Raw genomic sequence first — 18,896 nt, forward strand, 5'->3', positions numbered from 1 at the left:
CCCCTCAGGAGAGACTCATGACCATGACGACAACGACGTCTCAGACCGGCTCCGCGTCCGCCTGGCCCGCCGAGCCGGAGCCCACGGGCAAGCGGCGACGCGCCAAGAAGCGCAGCCCGTACCCGATGTGGTTCTACCTGCCGGCCGCCATCATCTACGGCGCCCTGTTCGTGGTGCCGACCTTCGCATCGTTCTACTTCTCGCTCACGCGATGGACCATCTTCGACTCCCAGTTCATCGGCCTCGACAACTTCCGGACTTTCTTCTCCGAGCCGTACCTGTTCGAGAGCCTCATCAACACCATCATCTTCGCGACCATCACCTCGGGCATGAAGGTGGTCCTGGGGCTCCTCATCGCGGTGTTCCTGTCGAGCCAGATCATCGCCCGCGGGTACCTCCGCAGCGTGGTGTTCTTCCCCGTGCTGGTCTCGGCGGTCGGCATCGGCGTCACCTTCTCGGTGCTGATGGACCCGTTCGACGGCCTCATCAACAAGGTCCTCGCCGTGTTCGGGATCGAGGGACCGGGCTGGCTCACCGACCCGAACCTCGCCCTCATCTCCGTCGCGCTCACCGACGTGTGGCGCGGCGTGGGCATCGCGGTGCTCATCTACATCGCGGGCATCGTCGCGATCCCGCAGGAGTACTTCGAGGCCGCCAAGGTGGACGGCGCGAGCGCGACCAAGGCGTTCTGGAACATCACGCTGCCGCTGATGCGCCCCGCCACCACCACGGTCATCATCCTGTCGCTCATCGGCGGCCTGAGGTCCTTCGACCTCATCTGGACCATGACCCGCGGCGGACCGGGCTTCAGCTCGGACGTGCTCGCCTCCGTGGTCTACAAGCAGTACCAGGCGGGCTTCTACGGCCTCTCGACCGCGGGCAACGTGGTCCTCTTCGTCCTCGTGGCGGCGATCATCATCCCGCTCTTCTGGTTCCTCAACCGCAAGGAGGTCGACCGATGACCACCGCCACCGGCACGCCGAAGCTCAACAAGACCTACTCCTGGGTGAGCGGCACCCTCGGCATCCTCGTCACGGGCGTCGTGTTCGTGGTCCCGTTCATCTTCATCTTCCTCACTGCCGCCAAGTCGCGGCAGGAGGCCTCGCTGCTGCAGTTCTCCTGGCCCACGGAGTGGGCCCTGTGGGAGAACCTGGTCGAGGTCATCCAGACCCGCGACTACATCCTCATCACCGCGTTCATCAACTCGACCATCATCACGGTCGGCTCCGTCGCGCTGATGGTGATCGTGTCCGCGCTGGTCGGCTACGTGCTGCAGCGGCGCAGGACCAGGTGGAACGGGCTCATCAGCTTCCTGGTGCTCGCCGGGCTGATCGTCCCGCCGGCCGTGGTGCCCACCATCTGGGTGATGCAGGCCCTCGGCATCTACAAGACGCTGCACGGGCTGATCTTCATCGAGGTCGCGTTCGGCATGGCGTTCTGCATCCTGATGTTCCGCGCCTTCGTCGCGACCATCCCCCGGGAGCTCGACGAGGCCGCGATCATGGACGGCGCGGGCCCCATCCGGCTGTTCTTCCAGGTGATCTTCCCGCTGCTGCGCTCCGTGATCGTCACCGTGATCGTGGTCCAGGCCGTGTTCGTGTTCAACGACTTCCAGAACCCGCTCTACTTCCTGCCCGGCGACCAGGGCGCGACCGTCCAGCTCACGCTCTACAACTTCCAGAGCCAGTTCTCGACCTCCTGGAACCTGCTCTTCATGGACATCCTGCTCATCACGGTGCCCATGCTGCTCATGTACATCTTCTTCAACCGTCAGATCGTCGCCGGCATGACCTCCGGCGCCGTCAAGGGGTGACTCATGCCTGACCGCACCACCGTCCGTGTCCGCGTCGACTCCGGAGCCTTCGGCGCCGTCGTGATGACCCGGACCCCCCGGCTCTCCTGGGCCACCGACACCGACGCGCCCGGCTGGACCCAGCAGTCCGCCGAGGTCTCCTGGACCGGCCCGCACGGCGCGCTCATCCGCGAGATCACGGGCGGCTCGTCCGTGCTGGTCGCGTGGCCCTTCGCGCCGCTGCGCGACGGGGAACGCGGCACCGTCCGCGTCCGGGTGCACTCGCGCGAGACCGGCTGGTCGCCGTGGAGCGAGGACGTGCCGGTGCTGTGCGGCGTCCGCGACGGCTGGCCCGCGACGTGGATCGCACACCCGGGTCCGCGCACCGAGCAGTGCCCCGTGCGCCTGCGCCGCACGGTCGACGTGCGCGACGGGCTCGTGTCCGCGATGTTCCACGCGACCGCGCACGGCGTCTACCAGGCGTACGTCGACGGCGTCGCCGTCGACGACGAGCGGCTCAAGCCCGGCTGGACCACCTACGGCGTCCGCGACACGTACGCCGCGACGGACGTCACCGCGCTCGCGGCCGCGGGCACGCGCACGCTCACCGTGGACCTCGCCGCCGGCTGGTACTCCGAGCGCTTCGGGTTCCACGGTCAGGAGCGGTACGTCTACGGCGCCCAGCCGGCCTTCACGGGGGTCCTCACGCTGACCTACGCGGACGGCACGGTCGAGGAGATCGCGACAGACGGCTCGTGGGAGGTCACGGACGAGGGCCCCGTCATCGCCTCCGGGATCTACGCCGGCGAGCACGTGGACGCGCGCAAGGAGAACCCGACCACCTGGGTGCCCGCCGCATCGTCCCCCGTCGACACGGTGCCGGTGCCGCGCACCAGCCCGCCCGTCCGCGCGACCCAGGAGCTCGCGCCCGTCGAGCTGATCCGGACGCCCTCGGGCGCGACGGTGCTCGACTTCGGGCAGAACCTGGTGGGCCACCTGCGCATCCGCGTCTCCGGGCCCGCCGGCGCCACGGTCACCCTGCGCCACGCGGAGGTGCTGGAGAACGGCGAGCTCGCGCTGCGCACCCTGCGCCGCGCCGCGGCCACGGACCGCTACACGCTCGCTGGCGACGGCGAGGAGGTGTGGGAGCCGCGGTTCACGTTCCACGGCTTCCGCTACGCCCAGCTCGACGGCTGGCCCGGCGTCCTCGACCCCGCGGACGTCACCGCGGTCGTGGTCGGCTCCGACATGCGCCGCACCGGGACCTTCGCGTCCTCGCACGCACTGCTCGACCGGCTCCACGAGAACGTCGTGTGGTCCATGCGCGGCAACTTCCTCTCGATCCCGACGGACTGCCCGCAGCGCGACGAGCGCCTCGGATGGACCGGCGACATCCAGGTGTTCGCGCCCACCGCGTCCTTCCTGCACGACTCGGACGCGTTCCTCAGCTCCTGGCTCGAGGACCTCGAGCTCGCGCAGACCGAGGACGGGTCCGTGCCCTTCGTGGTCCCGGACGTCCTCGACTCCGCGCATGTGGGCACCGCCGCGTGGGGCGACGCCGCGACGCTGGTCCCGTGGACGCTCTACCAGCGCTTCGGCGACCGCGACACGCTCGCGCGCCAGTTCGGCTCCATGACCCGGTGGGTCGACTGGATGGCCGGCCGCGCCGGCGAGAACCTCCTGTGGGAGGACGACTTCCAGTTCGCGGACTGGCTCGACCCGTCCGCCCCGCCGGAGAACCCGGCGGACGCGAAGGCGGACAAGGACCTGGTCGCGACGGCGCACCTGTTCCGCTCGGCGGGGGTGGTCGCGCAGGCGGCCCGGGTGCTGGGGGACGATGCGGCGGCCGGGAGGTACGCCGACCTCGCCTCCCGCGTGCGCGCGGCCTGGCTGGCGCAGTACGTCACCGCCAACGGCCGTCTCATGTCCGACGCGCAGACGGCGTACGCCGTGGCGATCGGCTTCGGGCTGGTTGACGACGCGCGCCGGCAGGCGATGGGCGACCGGCTTGCCGACCTGGTGGAGCGCGCGGGCTACCGCATCTCCACCGGGTTCGTGGGCACGCCGCTCATCGCGGACGCGCTGTCCGACACCGGCCACGCGGACGTCGCGGGGCGCCTGGTGCTCAACGACGAGAACCCCTCGTGGCTCTACCCGGTCACCATGGGCGCGACCACCATCTGGGAGCGCTGGGACTCGATGCTGGAGGACGGCTCGGTCAACCCCGGGGAGATGACCAGCTTCAACCACTACGCGCTCGGCGCCATCGCGGACTGGATGCACCGGCGCCTCGCCGGGCTGACCCCCGTCGAGCCCGCCTACCGCAGGGTCGAGGTGCGGCCGCTCCCGATCGATGGCCTCGACCACGCGCGCGCCACGTTCGAGTCCGCGTACGGCACCCACGAGGCCGGCTGGGAGCGGGTGGGGGAGAGCCTCCGCCTCCGCGTGGTGGTGCCGCCGAACACCACCGCGGTGGTGCACGTGCCCGGCGCCGACGAGCCCGTCGAGGTGGGCTCGGGCACCCACGAGTGGGTCGCTCCCGCGCCGGCGCGAGCCACCGGGTGGGAGGGCTTCTCGGCGGACACCCCGCTGGTGGAGATCCGTCGCAACCCCGGCGCGTACGCCGCCGCGAAGACCGCGCTGCAGGGCGCGCTCGGGGCGGACGGCGCGGCCCGCTTCCTCACCATGGTCGAGTGGGGGCCGCAGGGCACGTTCCGGCAGCACGCGCTGATGCTCCCGCCGGGGGTGATGTCGGCTCTCGACACGGCGCTCGCGGACGTGTGAGCCGGCGCGCCCTACGGCGCGCCGTGCCATGCTGAACCATGCGTACCAGGATCGTCGCCGTCGCGGTGGTGATGCTCGCCCTCACGGCGTGCACGCCCCGCGGCGGCGGCGACGCGCGTGACGACCGCGAGCCCGATGCGGTGGGCACGGTGATCAGCGTCGACGACGCGACGGGCGTGATCGCCGTCGGATTCGCCCCCGACCCCGGCTACGAGTACTTCGAGGGCACCACCTTCGAGTTCGCGGAACAGGGCGCGATCGAGCGGCCCGACGGCGAGGCCGCCGTGGCCTCCGACCTCGACGTGGGCACGCGGCTCGAGGTGTGGGTCGAGGCGTGCGCGGAGTCCTTCCCGGTCCAGTGCGCGGATCCGCTCGCGCGGATCCTCGAGTAGCCGCCGTGGCGACGATGCGCGGGTCGGGCCACACTGGAGCCATGCCCGACGTCGAGCTCGCCCTGGTAGGCGGCCCCACCGTGGTGATCGGCTACGCCGGGCTCACCCTGCTGACCGACCCGACTTTCGATCCGCCGGGCGTGTACGGCAACCTCACCAAGCTCACGGGTCCGGCGTTCGGGCCCGAGCACATCGGCCACGTGCATGCGGTGCTGCTGTCCCACGACGAGCACGAGGACAACCTCGACCACGCCGGCCGGGCCCTGTTGGAAGGCGCGGGTCACGTGCTCACCACGCCCGGCGCATCGTCCCGCCTGCCGGGCGCGGTGGGGCTCAAGCCGTGGCACTCCATCACGCTGTACGGCGCCCACGCGCCGGTGTGCGTGACCGCGGTGCCGGCGCAGCACGGCCCCACGGAGATGCGCGACCTGCTTGCGGAGGTGACCGGGTTCGTGGTCCGGGCGGCGGGCTGGCCCACGCTGTACTTCTCGGGCGACAACTCGGAGGTGGACGTCGCGGCCGCCGTCGCGCATCACTTCCCCGACGTGGACATCGTGCTGCAGTGCGCCGGGGCGGCCCGCGTCGCGCGGCTCGACAACGCGCTGCTCACCGCCGATGCCGCGCGCACCCTCGCGATCGCGGACCTGTGGCCGGCCGCGACCGTGGTGCCGGTGCACGTGGACGACTGGGCGCACTTCTCCGAGCCCCGCGTCGCGTTCCGGCGGGCGGTCGAGGGCGACCCGGCGCGCGAGCGGATCGTGCTGCTCGAGCGGGGAGCCGCGGTGCGCGTCCCGCGCGCGTGGAGCGCGCCCGCCCACGCCTAGAATGGCCTGGTGACCCCCGAAGAGCTCTCCGCGACCATCCGCGCCGCCATCCTGGCCGGCATCGACGACAGCGACTTCCAGCTGTCCCCGTTCGACGTCCCGGAGGCGCGCGTCGAGCGACCGCGCCAGCGCGAGCACGGCGACTGGTCGACCAACGTCGCCATGCAGCTCGCGAAGAAGGCCGGCACCAACCCGCGCGAGTTCGCGGAGACCCTGGTGGACCGCCTGCGCGTCATCGACGGCATCGCGACCGCGGACGTGGCGGGCCCGGGCTTCATCAACATCTTCCTCGACGCTGACGCGGCGGGCCTGCTCGCCAAGGGGATCGTCGACTACGGCGACGACTACGGGCGCGGCGAGTCCCTCACGGGCCACACCGTCAACCTCGAGTTCGTGTCCGCGAACCCGACCGGGCCGGTCCACCTGGGCGGCGCCCGCTGGGCCGCGGTGGGCGACTCGCTCGCGCGCCTGCTCGAGTTCCACGGCGCCGAGGTGATCCGCGAGTACTACTTCAACGACCACGGCGTGCAGATCGACAACTTCGCGAAGTCCCTGGTCGCGGCCATCCTCGGCGAGGACACGCCCGAGAACGGCTACGGCGGCGACTACATCCAGGAGACCGCGAACCGCGTCCTCATCGAGGCGATGGAGGCGGGCGACAAGGACCCGCTCGAGCTGCCCCGCGAGGAGATGCAGGAGTTCTTCCGCGCCCGCGGCGTGCACCTCATGTTCGACGAGGTCAAGCGCTCGCTCCACGACTTCGGCGTCGACTTCGACGTGTACTTCCACGAGGACTCGCTGCACAAGTCGGGCAAGGTCGAGAAGGCCGTCGCGGAGCTCAAGGACTCCGGCGCGCTCTACGAGGCGGACGGCGCCTGGTGGCTGCGCTCGACCGAGTACGGCGACGACAAGGACCGCGTGGTCATCAAGTCCGACGGCCACCCCGCCTACATCGCCGGCGACATCGCGTACATCCGCGACAAGCACGAGCGCGGCGCGGACCGCTTCATCTACCTCCTCGGAGCCGACCACCACGGCTACATCGCGCGCCTCAAGGCCGCCGCGGCCGCGCTGGGCTACAACGCGGACTCGGTCGAGGTCATCATCGGCCAGCTGGTCAACCTGGTGAAGGACGGCCAGCCGGTGCGCATGTCCAAGCGCGCGGGCACCGTGGTCACCATGGCGGACCTGGTCGACGCGACGTCCGTGGACGCGGCGCGCTACGCGCTCGCCCGCTCGAGCGCGGACTCGACCATCGACATCGACCTCGACCTGCTCGCCTCCGCGAGCAACGCGAACCCGGTGTTCTACGTCCAGTACGCGCACGCCCGCACCTCCGGCGTCGCGCGCAACGCGGCGGAGTACGGCATCCGCCGCGAGGACGGCTTCGACCCGTCGCTGCTCACGCACGAGACCGAGTCCGCGCTGCTGGGCATCCTGGGCGAGTTCCCGCGGATCGTCGCGCAGGCAGTCGACTTCCGCGAGCAGCACCGCGTCGCCCGCTACCTCGAGGACGTGGCCGCCGCGTTCAACCAGTGGTACGACCGCACCCGCGTCACGCCGCAGGGCGACGAGCAGGTCACGGACCTCCACCGCACCCGCCTGTGGGTCAACGACGCCACCGGCCAGGTGCTGCGCAACGGCCTGCGCCTGCTGGGCGTCTCCGCTCCCGAGAGGATGTGACGGTGACCGCGCCCGTGTTCTCCCGGACCGTGCTGCGCGGCGAGGACGGCGCGCTGTCCGTGGGCGGCGTCGACGTGCGCGAGCTCGCCGGCCAGTACGGCACCCCGCTGTACGTGGTCGACGAGGAGGACATGCGGGCGCGCGCGGCCGCGTTCCGCGACTCGTTCACCGCAGCCTTCGGCCGTCACGGCGCTAAGGTGGACGTCTACTACGCGTCCAAGGCGTTCCTGTCCTCGAAGGTCGCGCGCTGGATGCGCGCCGAGGACCTCAGCATGGACGTCGCCAGCGGCGGCGAGCTCGAGATCGCGCTGCGCGGCGGCATGCCGGCCGCCCGGATCGGGCTGCACGGCAACAACAAGTCCGACGCGGAGCTGCGCCGCGCGCTCGAGGTGGGCGTGGGGCGGATCATCGTCGACTCGTTCACCGAGATCGAGACGCTCGACCAGATCGCGCGCGAGCTCGGCACCACCGCGCCGGTCCTGGTGCGCGTCACCACGGGCGTCCACGCGGGCGGCCACGAGTACATCGCCACCTCCCACGAGGACCAGAAGTTCGGGCTGTCGCTCGCATCCGGCGCGGCGTTCGAGGCGCTGGTGGCCTGCCACGACGCCGCCGGGATCGACCTGCGCGGCATCCACACCCACATCGGCAGCCAGATCCTGTCGCTCGAGGCGTTCCAGGAGAGCGCCGAGCGCATGCTGGGCCTGCGCGCGGCCTTCCTCGCCGAGCTCGGCGCCGACCTCCCCGAGGTGGACCTGGGCGGCGGCTACGCCATCCGGTACACGCCGCACGGCGAGGAGCTGACACCGGACGATGCTGCGGCCGGGATGGCCGCGGCCGTCGCCTCCGCGGTGGCGAAGGTGGGCGGCACGTGGCCGCACCTGTCGATCGAGCCGGGCCGCGCGATCGCGGGCCCCGCCGGCCTCACCCTCTACCGGGTGGGCGTGGTGAAGCAGGTGGGCCTCGACGAGGGCGGCTCGCGCCAGTACGTCGCGGTCGACGGCGGCATGAGCGACAACATGCGCACCATCACCTACGGCGCCGAGTACACGGCCACCATCGCGTCGCGGCTGTCCGAGGCCGAACCCGCGCTGTCGCGCGTGGTGGGCAAGCACTGCGAGAGCGGCGACATCGTGGTGCGCGACGTGGACCTGCCGCACGACGTGGCGCGCGGCGACCTGCTCGCGGTGCCCGCGACCGGCGCGTACGGGCGCGTGATGGCCTCCAACTACAACGCGGTGCTGCGGCCCGCGGTGGTCGCGGTCCGCGACGGCGCCTCCGAGGTGCTGATCCGCCGCGACACCCTCGAGGACCTCTTCAGCTGGGACGTCGCGCCCGACTGAGCCGGCGCATCGTCCCTATCCCGCCGCTCCGCTCGCGCGGGCGCGGCCGTCGCGGTTGACTGGGAGGAGTCCCCGAGAACGAAGGGAGCCGCCGTGTCCACCGGAGCCGACAAGCCGCATCTGGGGGTCTTCGACCCCGCCCCGACGGACGACTGGGACGAGGAGGCCGACGAGGATGCGGGCGACGTGATCCCGCCGGCCGCCGTCGACATGGAGATCCTGCATCCGCTCGGCCGTCACGAGGGCTGAGGCGCCGCGGGCGCGCACGAGGAGGAGCGAGATGAGCGAGCAGTTCGCCGACAACACCGAGGCGATGGAGGAGATGGAGGCCGCGGTCGAGCGTGAGCGCGAGGCCGAGGCCGCCGCGTACGACACCTCCGTGGACCCCGAGGACGAGATCGACGAGGAGGCGCCGGCCGACGGCCCCGTGGTCCCCCTCGAGGACGAGCCCGAGGGGGACGAGGGCGGCGACGAGGCGCGCTACCTCTGACGGTCCGCGCTGTTACGCGCGGGCGGCGGCGACGGCGTCCGCGAGCGGCGTCGCGGGACGGCCGATGAGCTCCTCGAGCGCGGTGCTGTCCGTGTCGAGCTCGCCTTTGGCGATCGAGCCGTCGATCGCGGCCCAGAAGCCCGCGGTGCCCGCGTCCATGCCGACCTCCTGGAAGGTGGCGGCCAGCTGCTCGACGGTGACGTCGGAGTGGGTGATCTCCGCGCCGGTGACGGTCGACGCCGCCTCGGCGAGGTCCGCGAGCGTGAAGCGCGTGCCCGCGAGCTCGTAGGTGTCGCCCTCCTGCTCCTGGAGGAGCGCGACCGCGGCGGCCTCGGCGTAGTCGGCGCGGGTCGCGGCGGCGATGGTCGCGCCTCCCGTCGCGCCGAGCACGGTTCCGGTCTGCTCGTAGGTGGCGAGCTGGCCCGTGTAGTTCTCGAGGTACCAGGAGTTGCGCAGGATGGTCGCGGGGATGGCGGAGGCGGCGAGCGCCTCCTCGGTGGCGACGTGCTCGGGGGCGAGCGGGTTGCTGGTGGTGTCCGCGCCCAGGAGCGACGTGTAGACGATGCGGGCGACGCCCGTGCGCTCGGCTGCGGCGATGACGTTGGCGTGCTGCGCGGCGCGCTGGCCCACCTCGGAGCCGGACACCAGGACCAGGCGGTCGACGCCCGCGAGGGCCGCGTCGAGCGAGCCGGCATCGGTGTAGTCGCCGTGGCGGACGGCGACGCCGCGGGCGGCGAGGTCCTCGACCTTGGCGGTGGTGCGCGCGATCGCGACCACGTCGGCGGGCGCGGTGCCGCGCGCGAGCAGGCTCTCGACGATCAGGCGGCCCAGCTGGCCGCTGGCCCCGGTGACGGCGTAGGTGGTCATGGCGGTGTCCTTCCGTGCGGCGGCGGGGCCGGATGCCGCGCCTTCCGGGGGTACTAACGAAGAGTAAGTACCTACTATTCCGTTCGTATTCAACTATCTCGACGTACCGACCTACAGTGGGGGCGTGGAGGATCTCGAGGCGCTGGACCCGTCACCGCAGCTGGTGACGGACGTGTTCGCGCGCGCCTGCACCTCCCGCGCGGCGTTCGAGGACGTCACCTCGCGCTGGTCGTCCCTGGTGATGCTCGCGCTCGCGGAGGGCCCGCACCGCTTCGGCGAGCTGCGCCGCCGCGTCGAGGGCGTGAGCGAGCGGATGCTCGCCCAGTCGCTGCGTGGGCTCGAGCGCGACGGCCTCCTGATCCGTGACGTCGCGGGCACCATCCCGCCGCGCGTCGACTACGCGCTCACGCCCCTCGGGGCGAGCGTCGCGGAGAGCCTGCGGGTGCTCGCGGACGTGCTCGAGGGGGCCGTCCCCGAGATCGACCGCGCGCGTCTCGACTACGACGCCCGGTGAGGGCGGCGGGGCGCCCCGACCGGCGCATCGTCCCCCTGCCAGGACCGCCGGGAGGGACCCAGCCATAACGCTAGAGTGGGAGCCGTGCCCAGCCCCCTGTCCTCCGTCAAGGTCGCCCTCCTCGGCCCTGGAACCGTCGGCTCCGAGGTGGTCCGCCTCCTGACGCAGGAGGCCGACGACCTCGCGGCGCGCGTGGGTGCGCCGCTCGAGCTCATCGGCGTCCACGTCCGCGACACGTCGCGCGACCGCGGCCCCCACATCCCCCGCGAGCTGCTGACCTCCGACGCGTCGGCGCTGGTCGCGGCCGCGGACGTGGTGGTCGAGCTCATGGGTGGGATCGAGCCCGCGCGCACGCTCATCCTCGAGGCGATCGCGGGCGGCGCGTCCGTGGTGACCGCGAACAAGGCGCTGCTGGCCGCGCACGGCCCCGAGCTGTACGAGGCCGCCGACGCCGCGAACGTGGACCTCTACTTCGAGGCCGCCGTCGCCGGCGCGATCCCGCTGGTCCGTCCCGTGCGGGAGTCGCTCGCGGGCGACCACATCACGCGCATCCTCGGGATCGTCAACGGCACCACCAACTACATCCTCGACGAGATGACCCGCAGCGGCCTGTCCTACGACGTGGCCCTCAAGCAGGCGCAGGAGCTCGGCTACGCCGAGGCCGATCCCACGGCCGACGTCGAGGGGCACGATGCTGCGGCCAAGGCCGCGATCCTGGCCTCGCTCGCGTTCCACCAGCGGGTGGCGCTGTCCGACGTCTACTGCGAGGGCATCTCCGCCATCACCGCGGAGGACGTGATCGCGGCGCGGGAGACGCGCCAGGTCATCAAGCTGCTCGCGATCGCGGAGCGCACGCCCGAGGGCGTCGCGGTGCGTGTGCACCCCGCGCTGGTGTCGCAGGACCACGTGCTCGCGGGCGTGCATGGGGCGTTCAACGCCGTGTTCGTCGAGGCGGAGTCCGCCGGCGGGCTCATGTTCTACGGCCAGGGCGCCGGCGGCACCCCGACCGCGTCCGCGGTGCTGGGCGACCTGGTGTCCGTCGCGCGCCACCGCGCGATCGGCGGCAAGGGTCCCCGCGAGTCGAACTACGCGGTCCACGAGGTGCTGCCGATCGACGCCACGCAGACGCGCTACTGCATCCGCATGGCCGTCGAGGACCGGCCGGGCGTGCTCGCCGCGGTCGCGACGGTGTTCCAGAAGCACGGCGTCGGCATCGAGATCGTCCGTCAGGTGCCGGGGCAGACGCACGCCGGCCTCATCCTGTCGACCTACGCGGCGCCCGAGCGGGACCTACGCGCGACGGTCGAGGACCTGCGCGCGTCCGACGCCGTAGCGGAGGTCAAGTCCGTGCTTCGTATCGAGGGGGAGTAGTCCGTGGCGCACGTGTGGGGCGGGATCATCCGCGAGTACCTGGACCGGCTTCCGTTCTCCGCGGAGGACCGGATCGTGAGCCTGGGCGAGGGCGGCACGCCGCTGGTCCACGCGCCGTCGATCTCCGCCGAGGTGGGCGCCGAGGTCTTCGTCAAGGTCGAGGGCATGAACCCGACCGGCTCGTTCAAGGACCGCGGCATGACCGCGGCCGTCACCCAGGTGGTGAAGGAGGGGGCGCACACCATCGTGTGCGCCTCGACCGGCAACACCTCGGCGTCCGCCGCGGCCTACGCCGCGCACGCCGGGCTCCGCTGCGTGGTGATGATCCCCGAGGGCAAGATCGCCGCGGGCAAGATGGCGCAGGCGATCGTCCACGGGGCCGACCTGGTGCAGGTCGACGGCAACTTCGACGAGTGCCTCGACATCGTGCGCGACCTGTCCGAGCAGTACCCGATCGCGCTGGTGAACTCGGTCAACCCGTACCGCCTGCAGGGGCAGAAGACCGCGGCGTTCGAGATCGTCGACCAGCTGGGAGACGCCCCCGACATCCACATGCTCCCCGTGGGCAACGCGGGCAACATCTCCGCCTACTGGATGGGCTTCCGCGAGGCGCTCGCCTCCGGCGACGCCACCCGCACCCCGAAGGTGTGGGGCGTGCAGGCCGCCGGCGCCGCACCGTTCGTGGCCGGTCACCCCATCAAGGACCCCGAGACCGTCGCCACGGCGATCCGGATCGGCAAGCCCGCGTCCTGGGATCTCGCGATCGCTGCCCGCGACGAGTCGGGCGGCTGGATCCGTGCCGTGTCCGACTCCCAGATCCTCAACGCCCAGGCGCGCCTGGCCGCCGACGTCGGCGTGTTCGTCGAGCCCGCCTCGGCGGCGCCCATCGCGGGCCTGCTCGCGGCGGCCGCGCTCGGCGAGGTGCCCAAGGGCGCGACCATCACCTGCACCGTCACCGGCAACGGGCTCAAGGACACGGCGACCGCGCTGGGCGACCGTTCGGTCGAGCCGATCGTGATCCCGGTCGACGTCGAGGCCGCCGCCGCGGCGCTCGGCCTGTAGCGGGGCGCGGCCATGGCCATGCGCCTCGCCGCGGATCACGTCCGCGTCTCCGTGCCCGCGACAGCGGGAAACCTCGGGCCCGGCTTCGACGCGCTCGGCATGGCGCTGGGCCTGGTCGACGACCTGGAGGTACGCGCCGTCGCGTCCTCGTCGGTGACCGTCGAGATCGAGGGGGAGGGCGCATCGTCCCTTCCCCGCGACGAGTCCCACCTGGTGGTGCAGGCGCTGCGCGCCGCGCTTGACCACGTGGGCGCGTCCCAGACGGGGCTGGAGATCCGCGCCGTCAACCGCATCCCGCACGGCCGCGGCCTGGGATCCTCCGCCGCCGCCGTGGTCGCCGGGATCGTGGCCGCGCGCGCGCTGATCGCCGAGCCCGAGGCCCTGCCGGCCGCCGAGGTGCTCACGCTCGCCAACGCCTTCGAGGGCCACCCCGACAACGCCGCGCCCGCCATCTACGGCGGCGCGACCGTCGCGTGGAAGGACGTCTCCGGCGTGCACGCGCGGCCCCTGGTGGTCGCCGACGAGATCGAGACGGCCGTCCTGGTGCCCGGGTCCACGCTGCCCACCAAGGAGGCGCGTGCCGTGCTCCCGGCCAAGGTGCCGCACGTGGACGCCGCGTTCAACGTGGGCCGCGCGGCGCTGCTGGTGAACGCGCTGGCCGGCCGCCCGGAGGACCTGTTCGCCGCCACCGAGGACCGGCTCCACCAGACCTACCGCGCCGACGTGCTGGGCCCGGCGAGCTTCATGGTGCGCACGCTGCGCGAGCGCGGACTCGCTGCCGTGGTCTCCGGAGCGGGCCCGTCGGTGCTGGTGCTCGGGACCGGGCTCGCCGAGGCGGGGCTGGGCACCGGTGTGCTCGACTGGGCCGAGGGTGTGGGCGGCGACCGCTGGCACTGCATCCACACGCGCGAGCGCGTGACGGGCGCGACAGGGGTGCGGCTCTAGCAGCGCCCGCGGGGCCCTTCAGCCCCGGCGGTCCTCGTCGTCCTCGTCGTCCTCGTCGCCGGGCTCCTCATCCGCCTGCGCGTCCTCGTCCGCGTCGGCCTCCGCCTCGACCTGCGCGGCCCACTCCTGGGACGGTGAGGCGTGCCCCAGGCCGGGGCCGTACTCGTCGATGACCAGGGTCTCGGTGGCGGTGGGCGCCTCGTCGGACTCGTCCGCCCCGTCCCAGGACTCGTCCCAGGCCTCCGGCTCGGGCGCGGGCTGGGGGTGCGCGAGCGTCACGGCCGCCAGCGATCCGGTGGCAGGGGCGAGCTCGCCCACGCCCTCGGGAAGGGTGCCTGCCCGGCGCGCACGCCGGAACGCGCGGCGCATCTTGAGCTCGTAGGCGTGCTTGCGCGGCTGCGGCACGGTGACGTGGAACAGCGGCCCCGACAGGCGGATGAGCACCGCCACGGCGGTCGACAGGATCAGCGTGACGATCGGCTCGGTGGGCCGGGCGAGCAGCACGTATGCGATGCCCGCGCCCAGGCCCGAGATCGCGTTCGGCGGTCCCATGTACATGATCGACGAGGGCCGGCCCTGGAGCACGTCGCACAGCATCAGCCCGCCCACCGACGCGACCGTGCCGATGATGATCGCCGGCAGCCACCGCACGCCCGAGAGCAGCGCGGTGTTGACGCCCACCACGGCGAACACGCCGATGATGATCGAGTCCAGCCACCACAGCAGCTGCCCGAGCTTGCGCAGGTAGTACAGGAACAGCATCCCGACGCCTGCCGCGATGCCGGCGGCGATGAAGTAGGAGGGGTCGCGCAGCGACTGCGGAGGGAGGCGGCCCAGCAGGATGTCGCGCATGATCGCGCCGCCGAAGCCCATGGTCGCGGACAGCGTGAGCACGCCCACCAGGTCGGTGTGCTCGTCCTCGCCGGCGCGGATCGCCCCGCCGAGGGCGCCGATGAACACGGCCGCCACGTAGATCCACTGGGGCATGTCGATGAGATCCGCTGCGACGATCACGGCACGAGCCTACGGGCGCGCCCCTAGGCTCGTCGCATGGGATCTCGCAGATCGGCGCTGGTGCCGCCCAGGAAGGCCCTCCGGCTCGCCGCCATGGTGGTGGCCGTCCTGGTCGCCGTGGCGGGCGCGATCGGGCTCGTCGTCGGGGTCGGAGCCGGCGTGGGTGCCGCGCTCGGCGGGCTCACCGTCGTGATGGTGTCGCTCATGGAGGGCCCTCGCCGCCACGCGGTCGCGCTGGGCCTGGCTGTCGCGGCGCTGGCGGCGCTCGCGACCGTCGCGAGGGACGATGCGGTGGTCCTGGGCCTCCTGACCGCCGCCTCGGTCGCGGTGACGCTGCCCGTGGTGATCCGCTACGGCCCGGCGGCCGGCACGGCGCCCGTGGTGGTGGCGGTCGCGGGCACCGCGGCGGCCGACATCGGGCCGTGGGCCGCGCTCGTCGGCGTCGCGGCGTCGGCGCTGCTGGTGCCGCTCGTGGTCGCGGCGCTCGGGCTCGCGCGGCTGCCCGCCGCCCCGGTCCCGCGTCGCGTCGGCGTCGCGTACGTCGCCGCGCTGGCGATCGGCGCCGGCGTGGCGATCGCGGTCGGGACGGCGCTGGGCCTCGAGCATGCGTTGTGGCTCGTGGTCGCGCTCAGCGCGGTGCTGGTGCCCGTCCGCGGCGAGACCACGTCGCGCGCGCGACGGCGGGTGACGGGCACCGTGGTCGGGACGCTCGCCGGTGCCGTGCTCGCGTCCTTCCTGCCGCCGTGGCTCGCGATCGCGCTCGCGGTGCTCGCGGCGGTCGGCGGCGTCGCGTGGAGCGTCGCGAAGGACGAGGTCCGCGGCGCGGCGTTCACCGCCGCCGTGATCGTGCTGCTCGCCGGGGCGGCGTCACCCGCCGGCGCCTGGGACGCGGCGCTGCAGCGCATCGGCCTCACCGTGGTGGGCGTCGCTGTCGCGATCGCGCTCGCGCTGCTCATCGCGCGGCTCGAGCGCGCGCACGAGGGGCCGTGACCATCCGGCCCGCGGGTCCCGGGGATCACGAGGCGATCGCCCGCATCTGCCTCCTCACCGGTGCGCAGGGTGCAGACGCGACGGGACGCTTCGGGGACGACACGGCGCTCGCCGACGTCTACGCCACGCCCTACCTCCACGGACCCGGCGGCTTCTGCCTGGTCTGGGATGTGGACGGCCAGGCGCGCGGCTACGTCCTCGGCACCGCGGACACGGCGGCGTTCCAGCGGTGGTTCGTCGAGGAGTGGTGGCCGGAGGTCGGGCCCCGGCACGCCGAGCGCACGCCAGACGACTCCTGGCTGCTGCCGTCCGCCGCCGACCCCGCGCGCATGATGGTCCCCCGGCTCGCCGAGTTCCCCGCGCACCTCCACATCGACCTCCTGCCGGATCAGCAGGGGCGCGGCGCGGGCCGCCTGCTCATCGAGGCCGCGTGCCCGCTGCTCGCCGCGCGCGGCGTCCCCGGCGTCCACCTGGTCGCCGAGCGCGCCAACGCGGGAGCCCAGTCCTTCTACCCGCGCGTGGGCTTCGAGGCGATCGCGGGGGACGATGCGGTGGTCACCTTCGCGCGTCCCCTCGCCTGAGTTCTCCACAGATCGAGGGTCGTCCCTGGTCCGAGCCCTTCTCGCCGCCTAGCGTCCGAAGCGGTGAGAGGGGGCGCACATGAGGCGCATGTGGGTGGCGGCGCTGGTCGCGGCGGTCGCGGTGACGGGATGCACGCGCGAGCAGGCGGACGGGACGGACGCGCCGGGCGGGGCGAGCGCGAGCGCCACCGCCGCGGCGGAGGACCCGGCCGCGGCGGCGCGCGAGAAGCTCGAGCCCATCTGGTCCGCGTACGGAGTCTTCGGCGGCCCCGCGGAGGTGGTGGAGGGCATGGTGGTCGCCCGCGACTACGAGGGGACGCCGGACATCCTCAAGGGGCTCGACCTCGCGACGGGCGAGGTCGCGTGGCGGCGCGCGTCGAGCCGGGGCTTCCTTCACCGGGAGGCCGCTCGCGACGTGTGGTCGATCGCGGCGGAGGGCGGCGACCGGGTCCTTCTCAACCTGTCCCCGATGGAGGTCATGTACCTCGATCATCCCGATGTCGACGGCCCGAGCATCTTCCAGGAGATCGAGCTGATCGACCCGGCGACGGGGCAGATGGTCGCGTCGGCGGGGAGGTATCGGGTCGGGAGCTCCTTCACGTGCCCGGGGTCGGGCGGGATCTGCGTGAACGTCGCGCCCGGAGGCGGCGGCGGCGAGCCGATGCCGCCGGTGAGGATCGATCCCGAGACCCTCGATGCCGTGTTCTACAGCGAGGGCGAGGCGCTGCCGAGGGTCGACGCGATCCGCGACATCCGTGATCGCGTCGCGGCGGAGACCGGTGCGGACGGCGTCGAGCGGCTGGTGCGGCGCGATGCGGACGGCGCGATCGCATGGACGCTCCCCGTCGCCGACCTCGGCGAGGGCTCGGTCGCGGCCGGGGTCCTGATCTCCCGCACGGTCGAGCATGCGGGAGGGAAGGTGCTCGTCCTGTCGAGCGCGATAGCGGGCGGCGACGCGGGGCGCCTGCGCGCCGCCGCGTTCACGTCCGCGGCGATCGACCTCGCGTCCGGCGAGCTGCTCGCGGTGCACCCCGGCCGCGCGTGGTGCGGCGATGCCGTGCTCTGCGGGCGTGGGTTCGTGGCGCTCGACGGCGGCGGCGGCGAGTGGGGCTACGAGACGGCGGATGTCGCGCTCGAAGGCGTCGACCTGCGCACCGGCGAGGTGCGGTGGGAGCGCGTCGCACGAGCGCTGTCGCTCGGTGCGGTCGGCGCGAGGGGTGCCGGCGTCGAGGGTGCGCCGGACGAGTGGTGGGTGGAGGAGCAGGGCGCCCTGGGGACGCTCGACGCCTCCACCGGCGAGTTCACCGCCCTCGGCGGCGGCACGGTCGCCTGTCGGGAGCCGCGGTGGACCCGTGACGAGGAGATCGGGCGGATCTTCGTCGGCGGTTCCACGGTCCTCTCGGGCTACTGGTTCCACCCGTGCGACGGGAACGGCAAGCATGCCCGCACCTGGTCCCGCGCCGCCGTCGAGGCCGCGGCGGTGGTGGGCGAGGCGGACGGACGGCGGATCGGCGTGGTGATCGCGAAGCGGGCGCTGCTGGCCTTCGACCTGGGGCCTGCCGAGGAGGGGAGAGAGGAGGGGAGATAGGCCGCAGAGCACCGCTCGAGTTGCGGAGTGAGTGCTCACTCACTTAACGTGGCGGGGTGGTGACCACTGCCAAGCGAGCCCGCCCTATGTCCCCCGAGGACCGGCGCGAGCAGATCCTCGACGCCGCGATCCCGCTCATCCTCGAGCGCGGCGCGGAGGTCACCACGCGCGAGCTCGCGGACGCGGCCGGCATCGCCGAGGGCACCGTGTTCCGCGTCTTCTCGGACAAGGCGGAGCTCATCGACGCCGCGGTCGCCCGGGTGATGGACCCGGCGGCGACGCTCAGGGTGCTCGAGCAGATCGACCCCGCGCTGCCGCTCGAGGTCAAGATCGAGCACATCGTCGCCGTGCTGCACAGCCGCGTGCGCGGCGTGGTGCGCTTCATGACGGCGCTCGGCCCGCGCGAGCACAAGCGCCACGCGCCGGGAGACGACCACCCGCATCGTCAACCGCCCCTGGGTGAGACCACCGGGGTGGTCGCCCGCCTTCTCGAACCCGATCAGCACCGGCTTCGCGTCCCCGTCGCGACAGCCGTCGATTACCTGCGCATCCTGGTCTTCGGGACCACGATGCCGTTCCTCGCCACCGGCGCGGCCTCGGATCCCTCCGAGCTCGCCGACTTCATCCTGCGCGGTATCGCCACGGAAGGGGACTGA

The 18,896-nt window shown here is 72.9% G+C and carries 19 protein-coding genes; 17 read left to right on the plus strand and 2 right to left on the minus strand.

From position 1 onward, the window contains the following. The first annotated feature begins 23 nt into the window (after nucleotides 1–23). The 9 genes from AOM05_RS13230 to AOM05_RS13265 all read left to right on the plus strand — a co-directional run bounded on the left by AOM05_RS13230 (nucleotide 24) and on the right by AOM05_RS13265 (nucleotide 9,308). Nucleotides 24–962, plus strand: a complete 939-nt coding sequence (locus AOM05_RS13230) for a carbohydrate ABC transporter permease (RefSeq protein WP_062523179.1) — start codon at nucleotides 24–26, stop codon at nucleotides 960–962. Then, nucleotides 959–1,813 (plus strand): carbohydrate ABC transporter permease, encoded by an 855-nt coding sequence (locus AOM05_RS13235; RefSeq protein WP_062523024.1) that lies wholly within the window; start codon nucleotides 959–961, stop codon nucleotides 1,811–1,813. The genes AOM05_RS13230 and AOM05_RS13235 overlap by 4 nt, the downstream gene beginning before the upstream one ends. Nucleotides 1,814–1,816: 3 nt before the next feature. Further along, a complete protein-coding gene (locus AOM05_RS13240) occupies nucleotides 1,817–4,576 on the plus strand; it encodes a family 78 glycoside hydrolase catalytic domain (protein ID WP_082097547.1) in 2,760 nt (919 codons plus the stop codon). A 38-nt stretch (nucleotides 4,577–4,614) separates the two neighbouring features. Then, entirely contained in the window at nucleotides 4,615–4,968 is a 354-nt protein-coding gene (locus AOM05_RS13245) for a hypothetical protein (protein WP_062523026.1), read from the plus strand. 41 nt (nucleotides 4,969–5,009) lie between these two features. Then, nucleotides 5,010–5,792, plus strand: a complete 783-nt coding sequence (locus tag AOM05_RS13250) for an MBL fold metallo-hydrolase (RefSeq protein WP_062523028.1) — start codon at nucleotides 5,010–5,012, stop codon at nucleotides 5,790–5,792. A 9-nt stretch (nucleotides 5,793–5,801) separates the two neighbouring features. Beyond that, a complete protein-coding gene (gene argS / locus AOM05_RS13255; RefSeq protein WP_062523030.1) occupies nucleotides 5,802–7,475 on the plus strand; it encodes an arginine--tRNA ligase in 1,674 nt (557 codons plus the stop codon). Beyond that, nucleotides 7,472–8,818, plus strand: coding sequence for a diaminopimelate decarboxylase (gene lysA / locus AOM05_RS13260; protein ID WP_082097548.1), 1,347 nt, complete (start codon nucleotides 7,472–7,474; stop codon nucleotides 8,816–8,818). Before argS ends, lysA begins: the two co-directional genes overlap by 4 nt. A gap of 93 nt (nucleotides 8,819–8,911) precedes the next feature. Continuing rightward, on the plus strand, nucleotides 8,912–9,067 hold the full coding sequence (locus AOM05_RS14335) for a hypothetical protein (protein ID WP_156165197.1): 156 nt from the start codon (nucleotides 8,912–8,914) through the stop codon (nucleotides 9,065–9,067). A 31-nt stretch (nucleotides 9,068–9,098) separates the two neighbouring features. Beyond that, nucleotides 9,099–9,308, plus strand: coding sequence for a hypothetical protein (locus tag AOM05_RS13265; RefSeq protein WP_062523034.1), 210 nt, complete (start codon nucleotides 9,099–9,101; stop codon nucleotides 9,306–9,308). 12 nt (nucleotides 9,309–9,320) lie between these two features. Here the strand turns inward: AOM05_RS13265 and AOM05_RS13270 are convergent, their stop codons facing one another. Continuing rightward, nucleotides 9,321–10,175, minus strand: a complete 855-nt coding sequence (locus AOM05_RS13270; RefSeq protein ID WP_062523036.1) for an NAD(P)H-binding protein — start codon at nucleotides 10,173–10,175, stop codon at nucleotides 9,321–9,323. A gap of 124 nt (nucleotides 10,176–10,299) precedes the next feature. Here AOM05_RS13270 and AOM05_RS13275 point away from each other — a divergent pair, with 124 nt between their 5' ends. From AOM05_RS13275 to thrB, 4 genes are all read left to right on the plus strand, one after another. Then, on the plus strand, nucleotides 10,300–10,689 hold the full coding sequence (locus AOM05_RS13275) for a winged helix-turn-helix transcriptional regulator (RefSeq protein WP_082097549.1): 390 nt from the start codon (nucleotides 10,300–10,302) through the stop codon (nucleotides 10,687–10,689). Between the two features lie 75 nt (nucleotides 10,690–10,764). Then, a complete protein-coding gene (locus AOM05_RS13280) occupies nucleotides 10,765–12,060 on the plus strand; it encodes a homoserine dehydrogenase (RefSeq protein ID WP_439644566.1) in 1,296 nt (431 codons plus the stop codon). A 3-nt stretch (nucleotides 12,061–12,063) separates the two neighbouring features. Then, complete coding sequence (gene thrC, locus AOM05_RS13285; protein ID WP_062523040.1) at nucleotides 12,064–13,122, plus strand: threonine synthase; 1,059 nt, start codon at nucleotides 12,064–12,066, stop codon at nucleotides 13,120–13,122. 12 nt (nucleotides 13,123–13,134) lie between these two features. Then, on the plus strand, nucleotides 13,135–14,067 hold the full coding sequence (thrB, locus tag AOM05_RS13290) for a homoserine kinase (RefSeq protein WP_062523041.1): 933 nt from the start codon (nucleotides 13,135–13,137) through the stop codon (nucleotides 14,065–14,067). A gap of 18 nt (nucleotides 14,068–14,085) precedes the next feature. Here thrB and AOM05_RS13295 read toward each other — a convergent pair whose 3' ends face one another. After that, a complete protein-coding gene (locus AOM05_RS13295) occupies nucleotides 14,086–15,081 on the minus strand; it encodes a trimeric intracellular cation channel family protein (protein WP_062523043.1) in 996 nt (331 codons plus the stop codon). Nucleotides 15,082–15,117: 36 nt separating this feature from the next. On the opposite strand from AOM05_RS13295, the gene AOM05_RS13300 reads away from it, so the two are divergent. From AOM05_RS13300 to AOM05_RS13315, 4 genes are all read left to right on the plus strand, one after another. Beyond that, a complete protein-coding gene (locus AOM05_RS13300) occupies nucleotides 15,118–16,071 on the plus strand; it encodes an FUSC family protein (protein WP_062523045.1) in 954 nt (317 codons plus the stop codon). Further along, nucleotides 16,068–16,652, plus strand: a complete 585-nt coding sequence (locus AOM05_RS13305) for a GNAT family N-acetyltransferase (protein ID WP_062523047.1) — start codon at nucleotides 16,068–16,070, stop codon at nucleotides 16,650–16,652. Before AOM05_RS13300 ends, AOM05_RS13305 begins: the two co-directional genes overlap by 4 nt. A 79-nt stretch (nucleotides 16,653–16,731) precedes the next feature. Further along, on the plus strand, nucleotides 16,732–18,240 hold the full coding sequence (locus AOM05_RS13310; RefSeq protein WP_062523049.1) for a hypothetical protein: 1,509 nt from the start codon (nucleotides 16,732–16,734) through the stop codon (nucleotides 18,238–18,240). 86 nt (nucleotides 18,241–18,326) lie between these two features. Further along, nucleotides 18,327–18,896 (plus strand): TetR/AcrR family transcriptional regulator, encoded by a 570-nt coding sequence (locus tag AOM05_RS13315; protein ID WP_062523051.1) that lies wholly within the window; start codon nucleotides 18,327–18,329, stop codon nucleotides 18,894–18,896.

Source organism: Demequina silvatica, from assembly GCF_000971215.1.
GTDB lineage: Bacteria > Actinomycetota > Actinomycetes > Actinomycetales > Demequinaceae > Demequina > Demequina silvatica.

Bases quoted from the DNA above. Each gene is read 5' to 3' on its own strand.
- thrB (WP_062523041.1), top strand. From the start codon at position 13,135: ATGGCCATGCGCCTCGCCGCGGATCACGTCCGCGTCTCCGTGCCCGCG.
- AOM05_RS13310 (WP_062523049.1), top strand. From the start codon at position 16,732: ATGAGGCGCATGTGGGTGGCGGCGCTGGTCGCGGCGGTCGCGGTGACG.
- AOM05_RS13240 (WP_082097547.1), top strand. From the start codon at position 1,817: ATGCCTGACCGCACCACCGTCCGTGTCCGCGTCGACTCCGGAGCCTTC.
- AOM05_RS13230 (WP_062523179.1), top strand. From the start codon at position 24: ATGACGACAACGACGTCTCAGACCGGCTCCGCGTCCGCCTGGCCCGCC.
- AOM05_RS13235 (WP_062523024.1), top strand. From the start codon at position 959: ATGACCACCGCCACCGGCACGCCGAAGCTCAACAAGACCTACTCCTGG.
- AOM05_RS13250 (WP_062523028.1), top strand. From the start codon at position 5,010: ATGCCCGACGTCGAGCTCGCCCTGGTAGGCGGCCCCACCGTGGTGATC.
- AOM05_RS13315 (WP_062523051.1), top strand. From the start codon at position 18,327: ATGTCCCCCGAGGACCGGCGCGAGCAGATCCTCGACGCCGCGATCCCG.
- AOM05_RS13245 (WP_062523026.1), top strand. From the start codon at position 4,615: ATGCGTACCAGGATCGTCGCCGTCGCGGTGGTGATGCTCGCCCTCACG.
- AOM05_RS13300 (WP_062523045.1), top strand. From the start codon at position 15,118: ATGGGATCTCGCAGATCGGCGCTGGTGCCGCCCAGGAAGGCCCTCCGG.
- AOM05_RS13265 (WP_062523034.1), top strand. From the start codon at position 9,099: ATGAGCGAGCAGTTCGCCGACAACACCGAGGCGATGGAGGAGATGGAG.
- AOM05_RS13270 (WP_062523036.1), bottom strand. From the start codon at position 10,175: ATGACCACCTACGCCGTCACCGGGGCCAGCGGCCAGCTGGGCCGCCTG.